This is a genomic window from Streptomyces sp. NPDC005435, from assembly GCF_040703155.1.
In the GTDB taxonomy this organism is placed as follows: Bacteria; Actinomycetota; Actinomycetes; order Streptomycetales; family Streptomycetaceae; genus Streptomyces.
In genome coordinates this window covers 245,419-259,152 of sequence record NZ_JBEXEQ010000007.1, presented here as the reverse complement: position 1 = coordinate 259,152, position 13,734 = coordinate 245,419, and the positions used below count along the sequence as shown (strand labels likewise).

Here is a 13,734-nt window from a genome sequence, read left to right as displayed (position 1 = left end):
GGAAGACCCGCATGCCCGCCTCCCCCGCACCACTCGCCGCCCCGTCCCCTGTCGTCGACGCCGACTGGGTGCGCGAGCACCGTGGTCGGCTGGTCCTGGCCGACGTCCGCTGGTACCTGGACGGCCGCGACGGACGCGAGGCCCACCTCGCCGGACATCTGCCGGGTGCCGTGTGGGTGGACGTGGACACCGTGCTCTCCGCACCGCCCAGCGTCTCCGGCGGACGCCATCCGCTGCCCGGGGAACGGGAGTTCGCCCGCGCGCTGGGTGCGCTGGGCATCGGCGACGACACGACGGTGGTCGCCTACGACGACAACGGCGGTGCCTACGCGGCCCGGCTGGTCTGGCTGCTGCGCCGCACCGGCGGCCGGGCCGCCCTGCTGGACGGCGGACTCCAGGCCTGGGACGGCGGCCTGGAGACCGGGCCCGTCGTCCCCGTGCCGGCGGCCCGCACCCCGGTGGCCTGGCCCGGGGAACTCCTCCGGTCGGCCGACGAGGTGGCGAAGTCCCTGGCGGCGGGCACCGCCGTCGTCCTCGACGCCCGCGCCCCGGACCGGTACTCCGGCGCCACCGTGCTGCCGAGCGACGTACGCTCCGGGCACGTCCCCGGAGCCCGCAGCGCCCCCTGGGCCGCCAACCTCACCGCCGGGGGCCGCTTCGCCCCGGCCGCACACCTGGCCGCGCACTACGCGGCCCTCGGGGTCACCCCCGGCACCGATGCCGTCGTGTACTGCGGCAGCGGGGTCACCGCCTGCCACGACCTGCTGGCGCTGGAACTGGCCGGCGTGCCCACCGCGGCCCTCTACCCCGGCTCGTGGTCCGCCTGGTCGGCGGACCCCTCGCGTGCCGTGGTGACGGGCGAGGAGCCGGGATAGCGTGCCGGCGAAGGGGACGGCAGCGTCCTGTTGCGGCCGGTCGGCGGAGTCACCACCCGGTGCCGAGCCGGGCCATCGGCTCGATCAACTCCCTTTCCTCATACGCCAGATGGGACAGCAGCGCGTCGGTGAGGAGGTCCACCGCCGCGCGCAGTCCCTCCGGGCCGGGCGCGGTGCCCGCTCCGTCGCCCGCCCCGCCGCCGATCCGGGCGACCAGCTCACGGTCGATGCGCTCGATGACCCCGTGGATGGCGTGGTGCTCCTCGGTCAGCCGGTCGAGCACCGGCGCGAGCCGCGGGTCGCCCCGCCGCAGATGCGGGAAGAGATCCTCGTCCTCCCGGGTGTGGTGCACGGTCGTGATCCGGCAGTACGACGCGCAATAGGCGCCCAGCGTCCACGAGTTCTGCCGCAGGCTCAGCTCCCGCAGCCCGGACCGCGCGTCGCCGGGGTCCAGTGTCTCGGCCAGCACCTCGTCGACGATGTCGCGCAGCCGCGCCAGATCCGCGCGCAGCTGGTCGTGGGCGGCGACCAGATTCCTGGCCGGGGCCTGCCGCACGGGCGGGTAGCGCCGCTGCGGGTCCGGGGCGGGGCCGGTCGGCCGGTGCTCCTCGTCCCACAGCCGCTCCCCGCTCAGCCGGCTGGTGGGCGCCGGTGTGGGCTCGACGGAGAGGGAGGGTCCGGACGCGGCACCGGCCACCGCGACCGCGCGCTCCCGGCCGCGCGGCGCCGGGGCCGGGGCCGGCCGCGAGGCACCGGACGCGGCGGACGGAGCGGCATCCCCGGTGTCCCCGCTGCCCCCGGTGCCCCCGGTGCCCCCGGTGCCCCCGGTGTCCCCGGTGTCCCCGGTGCCCCCGGTGTCCCCGGCGTCCCGGTCGCCCCCGCCCGGCCGCTCGCGTGCCGCCGCGACGAGTGCGCGGGTCGCCGGGGCGACCTCCTCGCCGAAGATCCGCAGCAGGTCCGGACGGTGGGCCGGCAGAAGATAGGCGCTGGTCCCCACCTCGACGGTGAGCGCCGCCAGTTGCTCGGGCCAGTCGCGCGGGCCGCCCCGGGGGAAGCCGCCCTCCCCGGGCGAGAGGTTGTACAGCCGCCGTACCGCGGACGGCTCGCGCCCCGCGCCCGCGGCCCCCTCGTCGACGAGCCGCTGGCCCGCCGCGAGCCGGACCGGCGGCACATGCGGCACGCTGGGCAGCCAGCCGTCGGCCACCTCACCGGTCAGCCGCAGCATCCGAGGGCCCACCGCGCCGATCCACACGGAGATGCCGTGGGCGGGCACGGGCCCGGCGGCCGCGCCGTACAGCCCGTAGTACTTCCCGTCGCTGCGGACCGGGCCACGGCCGGACCACAGAGCGCGCAGGACCTCGACCGCCTCGCGAGTGGCGGCCAGCGCCTCGGCCGGGGCGCGCCGGGGACCGCCCTCGGCCGCGATGTCGTCCCAGTACGCCCCGGCGCCCAGGCCGAGTTCGACCCGGCCGCCGCTGAGCAGGTCCAGGCTCGCGGCGGCGCGGGCCAGGGCGGCGGGCGGCCGTAGGGGGAGGTTGGCGACATTGGGGAAGACATGGATCCGCGAGGTGGCGGCGGCCATGCTCGCCAGCACCGTCCACGCGTCCAGGAACTCCGGCCGGTAGGGGTGGTCCGGCACGCTCACCAGGTCCAGTCCGGCCCGTTCCGCCGCGCGGGCCGATGCCACGGCGTCGTGCGGCTGTCCGGACGACGGCACCAGGACGGCGCCGAAGAGCAGGTCGTGCCCGTAGTCGGTCATCTGCGTGGTCCGTTCTCAGCTCGCGGCGGGGCCGCTGGTGCCGGGCCGGGGTGCCGCCGCGGCCGCCGCCTTCGCCGGGGTGCGCCACAGTCCGCCGGGCCCGGAGAGCGCGGCCAGTGTGGCCACGCCCAGGGCGACGGCGGACATCACGAAGGCGGTGGTGTAGCCGGACTCCGCCGGCAGGCCGCTGCCGGCGAGGGTGTGGGAGGCCACCAGCGAGGCGGACACCTGCGCGCCCAGCGATCCGCCGATGGTGCGCATGATCGTGTTGATGCCGGTCGCCTCACCCGTCTGGCGGGGGTCGACGGCGGCGACGACGAGGTTGGCCAGCGCCGCGAAGGCGAAGCCGACCCCGATGCCGAGGATGCCCGAACCGGCGTACAGCGCCCACTCGGTGTCATGCGCCCCGGCGTACACCGCGAAGCCGGCCACGCCGATCAGGCAGGCGAGCACGAGGGGGAGTTTGAAGCCGGCCACGGCGCCGATCCGGCCCGCGAGAGGACTGGCGACCAGCATGGTGGCCGCCATGGGCACCATGAACAGCCCGGCTCCGGTGACCGAGGCGCCGAACCCGTAGCCCGCCTGCGGCGGGGTCTGGGCGAGCAGCGGCACCAGGGTGAACGCGCCGTACATCCCGAAACCGATGATGAGCGCGGTGACATGGGAGGACGCGACCGCCGGACGGCGCAGCAGTTCGATGTCGATGAGCGGTGCGGACAGCCGCCGCTCCACCAGGACGAAGACCGTGAGGAGCACCGCCGCCGCCACGAACAGGCCGATCACCCCGGCGGACGCCCAGCCCCACGTCTTGCCCTGGCTGATGGCGAGCAGCAGCGCGACGACGCCCGCGCTGAGCAGGGCGACACCCGCCCAGTCGATCCGGCCGGGGGAGCGGACGGGCGACTCCTCCACGAACGCGACCACGGCGAGGATGCCCAGGACGATCACCACGAGGCCGAGCCAGAAGATCCAGTGCCAGTCCAGGGCGTCGACGATCGGGCCGGGGATGACGAGCCCGACACCGAAGCCGATGCCGAAGGTCGAGCTGATGAGCCCGATGGCCACGGGCACGCGCTCGCGCGGGAACTGGTCGCGGACGATGCCGAACGCGAGGGGGAACGCGGCCGAGCCCACCCCCTGCACCGCGCGGGCGGCGATGAGCAGTCCGAGGGAGTCCGACAGGGCCGCGAGCAGTGTCCCGGCGGCGAACACGGTCAGGCTCGCGACGAGCACGCGCCGCTTGCCGAACATGTCACCGACCCGGCCGAGCAGCGCGGTGGCCACCGAGGCGGTGAGGAGGAAGGCGCTGAGCACCCACGAGACCGCGGTGGTGCTCACGTCGAACTCCCGCCGCAGGTCGGGGAGGGCGGGCACCACCATCGTCTGCATCAGGGAGAAGGACAGCACCGCGATCAGCAGGGCGGCGAACGGGGCCGCGACGCCCCGCCGCCGCTCCGTGACCGGCGGCGGGGCCGGGGTGGTCGTCGGATCGGTCATGGGGAAGGTCCTCCGCTCTGTCCGGGAGGCGTGGCGGCGCGGGGCGACGCCACACGACAAGTGACATGGCAAGCGACATGGCAGCGGCAGCGACACCGACGAGAAATAGTGTCGCTACGTAATGATTACATCGAGACATGCTTACGTCCAGTCGCTTTCGGTGGTTATGCTGCGCTGCATGAACGACGCCTCGGACTGTGGACCGCAGACCCCCCGGCCGGACACCGACATGCGTCCGCCGAGCCTGCTCGCGCTGCCCTCCTATCTGGTCAGCCATGTCGCCCGGCTCGGCCACGACGTCCTGGTCGAGGCGGTCGCGGAGCACGGCCTGAGGCTCCCCCACTTCGCCACGCTCACGGCGCTCGCCGACTTCGGACCGCTCCCGCAGCACGTGCTCGCCGACCGGCTCGCCCTCAACCGCAGCCATCTGGTCGGCTACCTCGACACCGTCGAGCAGCGGGGCCTGGTCCGGCGCACCCGCGACCCCGCCGACCGCCGGCGCCAGGTCGTCGAACTCACCCCGGAGGGCGAGGACTTGCAGCGCCGGCTGCTGGCCGTGGCCGAGCGCTCCCAGGAGCAGTTCCTGCACGACCTGTCCCCGGCCGAGCGCGCCACCCTGATCGCCCTGCTGCGCAAGGTCCTGGTCACCGAGGACCACGACGTACGCACAGGAGGCTGAACCGGCGCCCTCACCCGGCCGGTCACGACACGTTCCCGCAGCACGGTCTTCACGCCCGCCCGCCAGAATCGGGGACGAGTTCCCCTCCTGAACGAGAGGTCGTCGCACCGATGAGTAATGGAACGAACTCCCTCGCCGGCAAAGTGGCCGTGGTCACCGGCGGGGCGGGAGGGATCGGCGTCGCCACCGTGGAGGCACTGGCCACCGCCGGCGCGGACGTCGTCCTCGCCGACGTCGCCGAGGCGCCGACCCTGGCCGTCGCCGCGGAACTGGCCGCCAAGGGCCTGTCGGTGGCCGGGTGCACCGTCGACATCGCCTCGGAGGACAGCGTCGAACGCCTGGTGGACTTCGCCGTGGACACCTTCGGCGGCATCGACGTACTGGACAACAACGCGGCGCTGACCTCGGCCATCCGGCAGGACCGGGACGTGGTGTCGATGTCCGTCGAACTCTGGGACCAGGTCCTCGCGGTCAACCTGCGCGGCCCCATGCTGCTGTGCAAGCACACGGTGCCGGTGATGACCGAACGCGGCGGCGGCTCGATCATCAACATCACCAGCGGTCAGGGCCTGTCCGGGGACCGGGTGATGGTCGCCTACGGCAGCTCCAAGGGCGGACTGGTCGCGCTGACCCGCTTCGTGGCCGCCGCGTACGGGGCGGACGGCATACGCTGCAACGCCGTGGCGCCCGGACTGATCCGCACCCCGGCCCTGGAGGCGGACATGCCCGTGCCGGTCCAGCGGATGTTCCAGAGCGCGAACCTCGTCCCACGCCTCGGCACCCCGGACGACGTGGCCCAGCTGGTGGCCTTCCTCGCCTCACCCGCCTCCTCCTTCATCACCGGGCAGGTGCTGTCCGTGGACGGCGGCTTCCTCGCCCACCTGCCCACGCTCTCGCCGCTGCCGCCGCGCTGAGGGGGGGGCGGGGCGAGGGGCTCGGGCCCGAGAGGCCCGAGTGGCCCGGGCGGCCTGGGCGCGGTCCGTCGTGACCGCGCCGGACACCGGGTGTTCGACCGGACGCACGGACGGCGGACCCGGGTCACCCCACCCACGGACGGCGGACCCGGCTCATCCCACCGATGGGCGGCGGGCCCGCGTCACCCCACCCACGGCCCGATCCCGGCCTCGACCGCCGGCCCGTCCGCCGCCCCCGCCCAGGCGTAATACCCGTCGGGCCGCACCAGCACCGCCTCCCGGGCGGCGGTGCCCCCGCCGTCCGCCCGGCGTACGACGACCAGCCGCCCCCGCCGCCCGGCGGTGACCGCGCCGTACTCCCCGCCCGACGGCAGGACCAGCACGAACCGCCCCTCCCGCAGCACCTCGTACAGCCGCCCGCGCTCCAGCTCCAGATCCGGCGCGCGTCTGCCCACCAGGGGGTGGGACCCGCGCGGGGCGGGGTACGAGTAGCCGATGCCGGTGATCTCCCCGACCGCCCGCCGTGTCACCGGCCGCACATGGGTGACCGCCAGCTTCCGTACCGTCCGCAGCGCGATCTCCAGCGGGTTGTGCGCCATGGCGAGCCGCAGGTTGAGACCGCTGCTGCGCAGTACGGCGCGGCCGATCGGATGGCGCTCGCTGTGGTACGTGTCCAGCAGCGCGTCGGAAGCCCGGCCGTCGAGCACCGCCGCGAGCTTCCAGCCGAGGTTGACGGCGTCCTGGAGGCCGGTGTTCATCCCCTGCCCGCCGGCCGGCGAGTGCTGGTGGGCGGAGTCGCCGGCCAGCAGCACGCGCCCCACGCGATAACGGGGCACCTGGCGCTCGTCGCTGTGGAAACGGGAGATCCAGCGCGGGTCGTGCATCCCGAAGTCGGAGCCGAAGGCGCGCTCCACGAGCGAGCGCAGCTCCTCGAACTCGACCGGGGAGTCGTCGGGTTCGCCCCGGTGGGCCCGGTCCCAGCCGCCGACCCGCCAGTAGCCGTCGCCGAAGGGGGCGATGAAGCCGAAGGCGTCACCCGTGCCGTGCACCTGGACCACCAGGCTGGGCTGCTCGGTGAACCGCACATCGGCGAGCGCCACCGACCGGATCACCACCTTGCCGGGGAAGGGCAGCCCGAGTGCCTCGCGCACCACGCTGCGCGTCCCGTCCGCGCCGACCAGATAACGGGCCCGGAGCGTCGTGTCGCCCCCGGTGCCGCGCACGGACACGGTGACCCCGTCGTCGTCCTGGGCGAGACCGAGGACCTCGGTGCCGTAGCGGACGACCGCACCGTTCTCCAGCGCCCGGCGCAGCAGCAGCCTCTCCACCTCGTACTGCGGAGTGACCAGCAGGAAGGGGAAACGCGAGGGCAGCGCGCCGATGTCGAACGGAATCGCCCCGAACAGCCGCAGCTCGCGGATCACCTGGCCGGTCGTGACCAGTTCGTCGGCGAGAGCGCGGGCGTCGAGGAGTTCGAGGGTGCGGGCGTGCACACCGAAGGCGCGGGTCAGGTTGCTGATGCCCTCCGGACGCTTTTCGAGCACCACCACCTCCACGCCGGCCGCCGCGAGGTCCCCGGCGAGCAGCAGCCCGGTGGGGCCGGCTCCGGCCACGACGACCGCGTGGGGGCCGGGGACCGCGCCGGGACCGTCGGCGGCAGGGGGCCGAGAGCTGTACGGCATCCTCAACTCGCTTTCTGCAGAAGGGAGTCGGGGCCTGCGGCCGCCCGTCTCCATCCTGGACCGCCGGTGTGAAGCCGGTGCTGCGCGGACGTGTCGGCCGCATGTTGATAACCGCGCAATACGCCTTCATGAACCCGCAACGATGTATTTACGATGAAAGTCTTTGAACCGACTACAGTCGACCGATAATTTCGACCGAAGGTTCGACAACCACGCTGACCGAATGAGCCGGGGGGATCATGGGTCCGTACTTACCAGCGGTGAAGTCGGAGAACCATCGAACGATCGAGCGCGACGCACCCGGACCACGGACGGCGGACTCGCCCGGACCGCGGCCGGAACCGGAGGACCTGCCCGGACCGCAGACGCAGCCGGAGGACCTGCCGGGCCCGGCGCGGACCGTGCCCGGCGCGGCGGCCGGCTGGCGGATCCTGCTGGTGGAGAACGACGCCGCCGACGCCGAGTCCCTGACCGGCGGCCTGCGCCGGCACGGACACGAGGTCACCCATGTGGCCCTGGGCTGTACGGCCCTGGAATCCCACGAGGACGCGGATCTGATCCTTCTCGATCTCGAACTCCCTGATCTCGACGGGCTGGAGGTGTGCAAGAGCATCCGCTCCGTCAGCTGTGTGCCGCTGATCGTCGTCACGGCCCGCGGCTCCGAACTCGACTGCGTCCTCGGGCTCCAGGCCGGCGCGGACGACTATCTCGCCAAGCCCTACGGCTTCCGGGAACTGATGGCACGTATGGAAGCCGTCATGCGCCGCACCCGCTCCTCGCGCACCGCCGAACGCGAGATCACGCACGGCCCGCTGCACATCGACGTCAACGCACGGCAGGTCAGTCTCGGCGGCCGCGGCGTGGGCCTGACCCGAAAGGAGTTCGACCTCCTCTGCATCCTCGCCGCCCACCCCGACACCGTGATCCCACGCAAACGCCTGCTGCAGCAGGTCTGGGGCGATTCCTGGTCCCGCCGCACCGTGGACACCCACGTCAGCAGCCTCCGCGCCAAATTGGGCGCCAGCGACTGGATCATCACCGTCCGTGGGGTGGGCTTCAAACTGGGCAGGGCCTGCCCTGCGTGACGCGGTGTCCGCCGGGGAAGCGGGGCCGACGCCGGTTCGCGGCGTCGGCCCCGCTTCCCCGGCCCCCGGCGCCGGCCGGACCCACTGTTCGCCGACCGGCGCCGGCCCACGACAACCACCGCGACGCCGCTGGTCACCTCGTGGATGTCCGTGGCCCATGCCATGATCCGGCCTCATGAGTGCCCCTTCGCTTTCCCCCGCCTGGCTGGCCTCGTGGACCGCGCGAGTCTCCGGGCCCCTCGCGGTGATGACCGACGAGTTCGAGCGCCGGCACGGCTTTGCCCCTGGCCCCAACGAGGTCCGCCCGGCCAACCGGGATGATCGAACGGCGGCCCGCGCCCTCGCCCTCGCCCTCGCCCGAGCGAGCCTCGTTCCGGCCGACCTGGTCACCTTCTACGACACCATCGGCGACATCACCTGGTCGGACGTCGGCAACGGCCACTTCCTCGACCCGGCAAGCGACGTCCTTCTACGCCTCCAGGAGTACGGCCCCGTCGACCTCGGCACGAACCAGAGGGCCCACGGCCTGGCCATCGGCTCCGACGGCGGCGGCCTCTCCTACGTCGTGGGCCCCGACGGCTCGGTTCACCGAACGAGAACGGCATCGCTCGACGAACCGGAACTCGACAAGCTCGCCGATGACCTACGGCAGTTCCTGGAACTGCTGGAGCGGACCCTGACCAACGGAGGAGTCAAAGATGCTGCGCACGATGTTCAGGTCCAAGATCTAGCGTTTGGGCGTTTTCGCAGGTCAGAGCCCTGATTGCCGCGTCCAGGTCAGCGAACGGTCAGCATGGGACGGGGCCGTGCCCCGCCTTGCTGACCTGAACTTGTAGCGGGGGCTTGCTGCGCCGCCCGGCGCCTCGCCCGGACGGCTTGATTCGTGGCTCGTCAGCTCGCCTGTGGGATGGGGTCGTTCTTCGAGGAGTGCGGTTGTTCCAGGCCGACTCATTGCCCGCACCCGTACACGATTCGGTTCCGGGATGCTCTTGGTAAGCAGCGAGAAGAGGTTGGCTACGACGCGCAGGATGACGCGATCGAGCGCCTCACGCAGATCTACGCGGAGAGAAAGACAACGGAACCATCCGTAGCGCAAGATGACGGAGTACTCGACGGGCTGGCACGTGGAAAGCTCCAGGTGAACATCTTCCGTGTCCTCAAGGCGATCCTCCGCGACGCTTACAGCAAGGGTGCAGTGGCGGACGATCCTGTGAAGGACGTCCAGGAACCGGAGTACGCTCGCGAGAAGGTGGTCATCCCATCGCTCACCTCAGTCAAGAAAGCACTGACTGTCGCTGACGAATATCTCGCGCTTGAGATCGTCATGATGGTGGGCTGCGGTTTGCGGAATGGGGAAGCCCGTGCGGGGAACATCAACAATGTGGTGGCGGACGACGTCTATCGGTGCACGAGCAGATCCACTCCAACACGCACAAGCCGGCGAAGCTGAAGCACCGCAAGGCGGGGGAGTTCAGGGAGGTCCCTCTGCCGCGCTCCGTGAAGGAAGCGATGGAGCGGTACGAGGAGAAGCACGGCACCACGAAGGAGGGCTATCTCCTGCGTGGCCCGAGCGGGTACTACACGGAGCCGACGGGAACGCCGGCGTGTGCAGAGGCCCTTCAAGGACCTCCCGGCAGAGGACGGTGTCGGGAGGTACGGATTCCGGCACCATTTCGCCTCGAACGCGCTCGGGAACGGGATACCGATCACCGACGTGGCTGAATGGATGGGCCACAAATCGATCGAGGAGACCTATCGCACGTACCGTCATCTGATGCCGGTCAGCATCACCAAGGCCCCCCGCATCCTGGATGCCGGTCTGTGGGAAGCCGCCTGAATCAAGCAACGAGCAACCCCCGCGAGCGCGGGGACGATGCCACGGTGTCCGGGTGGTGAGGACCGAGAGGCGAGCAACCCCCGCGAGCGCGGGGACGACCCACCCCGCGCACGGGCGTTGTCCTGCGACTGCGAGCAATCCCCGCGAGCGCGGGGACGACCCGACCGAGTTCGGCGCGCGGGTGGAGGCCCGGGAGCAATCCCTGCGAGCGCGGGGACGATGCCGGGATCGCCGACCACGTCCGCCACGCCGACGAGCAACCCCCGCGAGCGCGGGGACGACAACCGATCCCACGACCTGGGACTCCAGTTGCCAGGAGCAACCCCCGCGAGCGCGGGGACGACTAACGAATCCGGACAACGGAATCGTCGGTGAGGGAGCAACCCCCGCGAGCGCGGGGACGACACGCTTGACATGGAACTCCCCCAGAGGGGAAGAGAGCAACCCCCGCGAGCGCGGGGACGACCGGCACCCCCGGGCCGAGGTGGCGAAGACCGTCGAGCAACCCCCGCGAGCGCGGGGACGACATCGCCGTGCCCTTCCGGCAGCTCACATTCAAGGAGCAACCCCCGCGAGCGCGGGGACGACGCGCCGTAGTTGTACATCAGCTGATCGCCGACCGAGCAACCCCCGCGAGCGCGGGGACGACGATCTCGGTGACACGGACGGGCGTGCCGTTGAGGAGCAACCCCCGCGAGCGCGGGGACGACCTCGACGCCCTGGTAGACGGCTGCGATGGCGTCCGAGCAACCCCCGCGAGCGCGGGGACGACGGCGGACCAGATGGTCTTGCCGGCGCCCCACTGGAGCAACCCCCGCGAGCGCGGGGACGACCGTCAGCGGGAGCGGGTGAGCGGCGACGGTGTCGAGCAACCCCCGCGAGCGCGGGGACGACATCGCCGTCGCGGCGCTGCGCGGCACGTGGTCGGAGCAACCCCCGCGAGCGCGGGGACGACAGTTGTGCGAAGTGGACTTCGAGCATGTCCGGGGAGCAACCCCCGCGGGCGCGGGGACGACCCACCGGCAGGCCCCAGGTGAGGAGCCGAGTCGGAGCAACCCCCGCGGGCGCGGGGACGACACACGGGCGAACAGCGGCCCAAGTACCAGCGGAGAGCAACCCCCGCGAGCGCGGGGACGACGCGGCCTCGCCCAGGATCTGCGGCGGCGTCTTCGAGCAACCCCCGCGAGCGCGGGGACGACGGTGAGGGTGACCAGGTAGAGCCCGTGGCCCGCGAGCAACCCCCGCGAGCGCGGGGACGACGCTTCCTGACCTGGTGGGTTGGCGGGCGGGAGGGGCGTTTTCGTTTACTTGGGTTCGGCGCGCGTACCTTGGTTGCGCGGGCGGGCCATGAGGGTGAGGCCGTCGAAGTCGATGGGTGTCCAGCGGTCGTGGCCGGCTGTTCTCACCGACCAGCCCTGCTCGGTGGGGGCTGGTTCGATCATGGTGGCCTGCCCGTTGTCGATGCGTTGAGCGAGGAGCGTCCAGAGGCGGTCGCGGATGCGGGGGTTGGGGGTTCCGACGTAGATGCCGGGGGCGGCTTCGACGAACCAGCGGGTGAGGTGGCCGCGCAAGCCCGGGGGTGCGGCGATGAGGATGACGACGGTGGTCCCCGCACTCATTCGTCGGCCCCGCGAGAATCGCTGAGGTTGTCCGTGGGCGCCACGACGTCGAGGTGGGCGTCTGTTGCGAAGGGGTCGGACCAGTTACGGCCACCGCTGGCAACGGTGTTGTCCTCGTTCCAGAGACCGTGGATTTCCTCGTCGAGTAGGTCTGGGTTGTCCGGGACGAGGAGGTTCTTGATGTCGTTGACGATGCGGGGGAGGAGCTTGTGCTGGACGACGGCGTCACGCAGGGCCGTGCGGGCGTCTCGTTCGGAGGTGAGTCCCTTGGCGGTGAGGTCGAAGGCGAGTGGGATGGTGTGCTCGGCTTTGTAGAGGTCGGCGATGTCCAGGACGAATGAGAGGGCGGAGCCGGTGTGGACGAAGCCGAGGGCGGGGCTGGTGCCGATGCCGGTGATGACGGCGTGGCAGATGCCGTACAGGGCCGAGTTCGCGGCGGAGAGCACGCGGTTGACGTCGTCGCCGGCGGCGAATGCGTCGCCGGGTCTGTAGTCGCGCTTGGTCCAGGGCACGCCCGTGCGTGCGGAGTGCTCTGCGTAGAGCTTGCGGACACGGCTGCCTTCTCTGCCCCGTAACTGCTGGAGGGTCAGGCCGGTGGTGTTCTCGCCGGGGAATCGCAGGTCGTACATGCGGCGGGCCACGGTGACACGTTCTTTGGGACGGGTGACGAGCCATGCCTGGCGGAGTTGGAGTCGGGAGCCCCTGGCGGTGCTGAGGCCGGAGGCGTAGAGGCGTACACCGTGCTCGCCGACCCAGCACACGGAGGTGGCGGAGTCGGCGAGCAGGGTGACGGCTGCATGGGTGATACGGCTGCCGGGGCCGATCAGAAGGACGGCGAGGTAGGCGGCGGGGACGTGGACGATGCGCGCTTTGTTGATCAGGACGATGGCGTTGTCGTCCCGGTCGATGTGGCAGCGTTCGACGTAGAGGCTGGAGACGCGGTCTTCGATGCGGTGGACGTCTTGTGGGCCGGTGCGCCACCAGGGTTCAGCCATGGTGTGTCTCGTCCGGGAGGGGGGCGAGGGTGAGGAGTCCTTGGCCGTATCCCTTGGCCGGGCCGATGCCGTTGAGCAGGGTGGCGCGGAGGGCGTCGGTGTCGGTGACGCGGAGGCGTCCCTGGAAGGTGGCGGTGGACAGGGTGACCTGGGCGCCGTTGGTGTTTTTGCAGAAGCGGAGGGTTTCGCGGGCGGTGATGGAGACGGCAGGTGCCTCAGCCGGGGGTGCCGTGTCGGAGCTGTCTCCGTGGGTGGTGCCGAGGTCGATGCCCGGTGCGGTGGTGGTGGCGGGGATGGCGAAGCCGTGGCGTTCCGTTCGTGCGAGCAGCCAGGCGAGTTGATGGGCGGCGGTGCGGTGGGCGACGCGGATGCCGCGGCGCTTGCCCGAGCGCTCGCTTGCCTCCTTGAGGCGTTCGGTCTGCTCGGGGCTGGGCTTCTCCGGGTTCTGTACGTGCTGGACCGGATTGGCGGTGAGCCGGAAGGCGAACTCCTTGCCGACCGCGAGGCGTTGGAGCAGGGGGGTGTAGTCGGCGATGAGAGGGTGGCCGCCGTCGGCGTCGGGCCAGCCGGCCTCCTCCACGAGATGGTGCCAGGAGGGACGGCTGCCGGTGAGGACGAGCACTTCGGCGCGATGCGCGGTGTTCGTGTCCAGCCGCCACAGCACGCGTTCGGCGACGGGCTGTACGGCCAGGCCGCTCAGGACGGCCGCGTGCAGGCGGTGGGGGTTGGCGAGCAGCGCGACGGCGCGGCGGCGGCGTGGGTTGAGCGCGATTTTCGACAGGTACGGCATGG

12 protein-coding genes, 1 pseudogene and 1 CRISPR repeat array are annotated in these 13,734 nt (G+C 71.9%); of the genes and pseudogenes, 7 read left to right on the top strand and 6 right to left on the bottom strand.

Annotation, left to right across the window (positions count from 1 at the left end):
* Positions 1 to 11: 11 nt before the first annotated feature.
* Entirely contained in the window at positions 12 to 875 is an 864-nt protein-coding gene (locus tag AB0898_RS11615; RefSeq protein WP_366802681.1) for a sulfurtransferase, read from the top strand.
* Between the two features lie 49 nt (positions 876 to 924).
* On the opposite strand, the gene AB0898_RS11610 is transcribed toward AB0898_RS11615, so the two are convergent.
* Both AB0898_RS11610 and AB0898_RS11605 read right to left on the bottom strand, forming a co-directional pair.
* Entirely contained in the window at positions 925 to 2,634 is a 1,710-nt protein-coding gene (locus tag AB0898_RS11610) for an LLM class flavin-dependent oxidoreductase (RefSeq protein ID WP_366802680.1), read from the bottom strand.
* Positions 2,635 to 2,649: 15 nt separating this feature from the next.
* Positions 2,650 to 4,131 (bottom strand): MFS transporter, encoded by a 1,482-nt coding sequence (locus AB0898_RS11605; protein ID WP_366802679.1) that lies wholly within the window; start codon positions 4,129 to 4,131, stop codon positions 2,650 to 2,652.
* A 178-nt stretch (positions 4,132 to 4,309) separates the two neighbouring features.
* Here AB0898_RS11605 and AB0898_RS11600 point away from each other — a divergent pair, with 178 nt between their 5' ends.
* Together AB0898_RS11600 and AB0898_RS11595 are read left to right on the top strand one after the other, a co-directional pair.
* The gene (locus tag AB0898_RS11600) at positions 4,310 to 4,810 is read left to right on the top strand and encodes a MarR family transcriptional regulator (RefSeq protein ID WP_366802678.1); all 501 of its coding nucleotides are present in this window, start codon (positions 4,310 to 4,312) and stop codon (positions 4,808 to 4,810) included.
* 110 nt (positions 4,811 to 4,920) lie between these two features.
* Positions 4,921 to 5,724 carry an SDR family NAD(P)-dependent oxidoreductase gene (locus AB0898_RS11595; RefSeq protein ID WP_366802677.1) on the top strand — a complete coding sequence of 268 codons (804 nt, stop codon included), beginning with the start codon at positions 4,921 to 4,923 and terminating at the stop codon, positions 5,722 to 5,724.
* A 182-nt stretch (positions 5,725 to 5,906) separates the two neighbouring features.
* On the opposite strand, the gene AB0898_RS11590 is transcribed toward AB0898_RS11595, so the two are convergent.
* A complete protein-coding gene (locus tag AB0898_RS11590; RefSeq protein WP_366802676.1) occupies positions 5,907 to 7,406 on the bottom strand; it encodes an FAD-dependent oxidoreductase in 1,500 nt (499 codons plus the stop codon).
* A gap of 380 nt (positions 7,407 to 7,786) precedes the next feature.
* On the opposite strand from AB0898_RS11590, the gene AB0898_RS11585 reads away from it, so the two are divergent.
* From AB0898_RS11585 to AB0898_RS11570, 4 genes and pseudogenes are all read left to right on the top strand, one after another.
* Complete coding sequence (locus tag AB0898_RS11585; RefSeq protein WP_366802718.1) at positions 7,787 to 8,491, top strand: response regulator transcription factor; 705 nt, start codon at positions 7,787 to 7,789, stop codon at positions 8,489 to 8,491.
* 247 nt (positions 8,492 to 8,738) lie between these two features.
* Positions 8,739 to 9,254 (top strand): SMI1/KNR4 family protein, encoded by a 516-nt coding sequence (locus AB0898_RS11580; protein ID WP_366802675.1) that lies wholly within the window; start codon positions 8,739 to 8,741, stop codon positions 9,252 to 9,254.
* Between the two features lie 120 nt (positions 9,255 to 9,374).
* Positions 9,375 to 9,941 (top strand): hypothetical protein, encoded by a 567-nt coding sequence (locus tag AB0898_RS11575; protein ID WP_366802674.1) that lies wholly within the window; start codon positions 9,375 to 9,377, stop codon positions 9,939 to 9,941.
* Between the two features lie 66 nt (positions 9,942 to 10,007).
* Positions 10,008 to 10,328, top strand: a pseudogene (locus AB0898_RS11570) (tyrosine-type recombinase/integrase); the annotation flags it as partial.
* Positions 10,329 to 10,338: 10 nt separating this feature from the next.
* Positions 10,339 to 11,588: a CRISPR direct-repeat array (repeat unit 28 nt; unit sequence GAGCAACCCCCGCGAGCGCGGGGACGAC).
* A 44-nt stretch (positions 11,589 to 11,632) separates the two neighbouring features.
* On the opposite strand, the gene cas2e reads toward AB0898_RS11570, so the two are convergent.
* From cas2e to cas6e, 3 genes are read right to left on the bottom strand one after another with little or no spacing between them, the layout of a single operon-like run.
* Positions 11,633 to 11,947: a type I-E CRISPR-associated endoribonuclease Cas2e gene (cas2e, locus tag AB0898_RS11565; RefSeq protein WP_366802673.1), complete on the bottom strand. Its 315-nt coding sequence runs from the start codon at positions 11,945 to 11,947 to the stop codon at positions 11,633 to 11,635.
* Positions 11,944 to 12,942 (bottom strand): type I-E CRISPR-associated endonuclease Cas1e, encoded by a 999-nt coding sequence (gene cas1e, locus AB0898_RS11560; RefSeq protein ID WP_366802672.1) that lies wholly within the window; start codon positions 12,940 to 12,942, stop codon positions 11,944 to 11,946. The genes cas2e and cas1e overlap by 4 nt, the downstream gene beginning before the upstream one ends.
* Entirely contained in the window at positions 12,935 to 13,732 is a 798-nt protein-coding gene (cas6e, locus tag AB0898_RS11555) for a type I-E CRISPR-associated protein Cas6/Cse3/CasE (protein WP_366802671.1), read from the bottom strand. Before cas6e ends, cas1e begins: the two co-directional genes overlap by 8 nt.
* Between the last annotated feature and the right edge of the window lie 2 nt (positions 13,733 to 13,734).

Coding starts and splice junctions, on each gene's coding strand:
- AB0898_RS11615 (WP_366802681.1), top strand. CDS start 12: ATGCCCGCCTCCCCCGCACCACTCGCCGCCCCGTCCCCTGTCGTCGAC.
- AB0898_RS11610 (WP_366802680.1), bottom strand. CDS start 2,634: ATGACCGACTACGGGCACGACCTGCTCTTCGGCGCCGTCCTGGTGCCG.
- AB0898_RS11605 (WP_366802679.1), bottom strand. CDS start 4,131: ATGACCGATCCGACGACCACCCCGGCCCCGCCGCCGGTCACGGAGCGG.
- AB0898_RS11600 (WP_366802678.1), top strand. CDS start 4,310: ATGAACGACGCCTCGGACTGTGGACCGCAGACCCCCCGGCCGGACACC.
- AB0898_RS11595 (WP_366802677.1), top strand. CDS start 4,921: ATGAGTAATGGAACGAACTCCCTCGCCGGCAAAGTGGCCGTGGTCACC.
- AB0898_RS11590 (WP_366802676.1), bottom strand. CDS start 7,406: ATGCCGTACAGCTCTCGGCCCCCTGCCGCCGACGGTCCCGGCGCGGTC.
- AB0898_RS11580 (WP_366802675.1), top strand. CDS start 8,739: ATGACCGACGAGTTCGAGCGCCGGCACGGCTTTGCCCCTGGCCCCAAC.
- cas2e (WP_366802673.1), bottom strand. CDS start 11,947: ATGAGTGCGGGGACCACCGTCGTCATCCTCATCGCCGCACCCCCGGGC.
- cas1e (WP_366802672.1), bottom strand. CDS start 12,942: ATGGCTGAACCCTGGTGGCGCACCGGCCCACAAGACGTCCACCGCATC.
- cas6e (WP_366802671.1), bottom strand. CDS start 13,732: ATGCCGTACCTGTCGAAAATCGCGCTCAACCCACGCCGCCGCCGCGCC.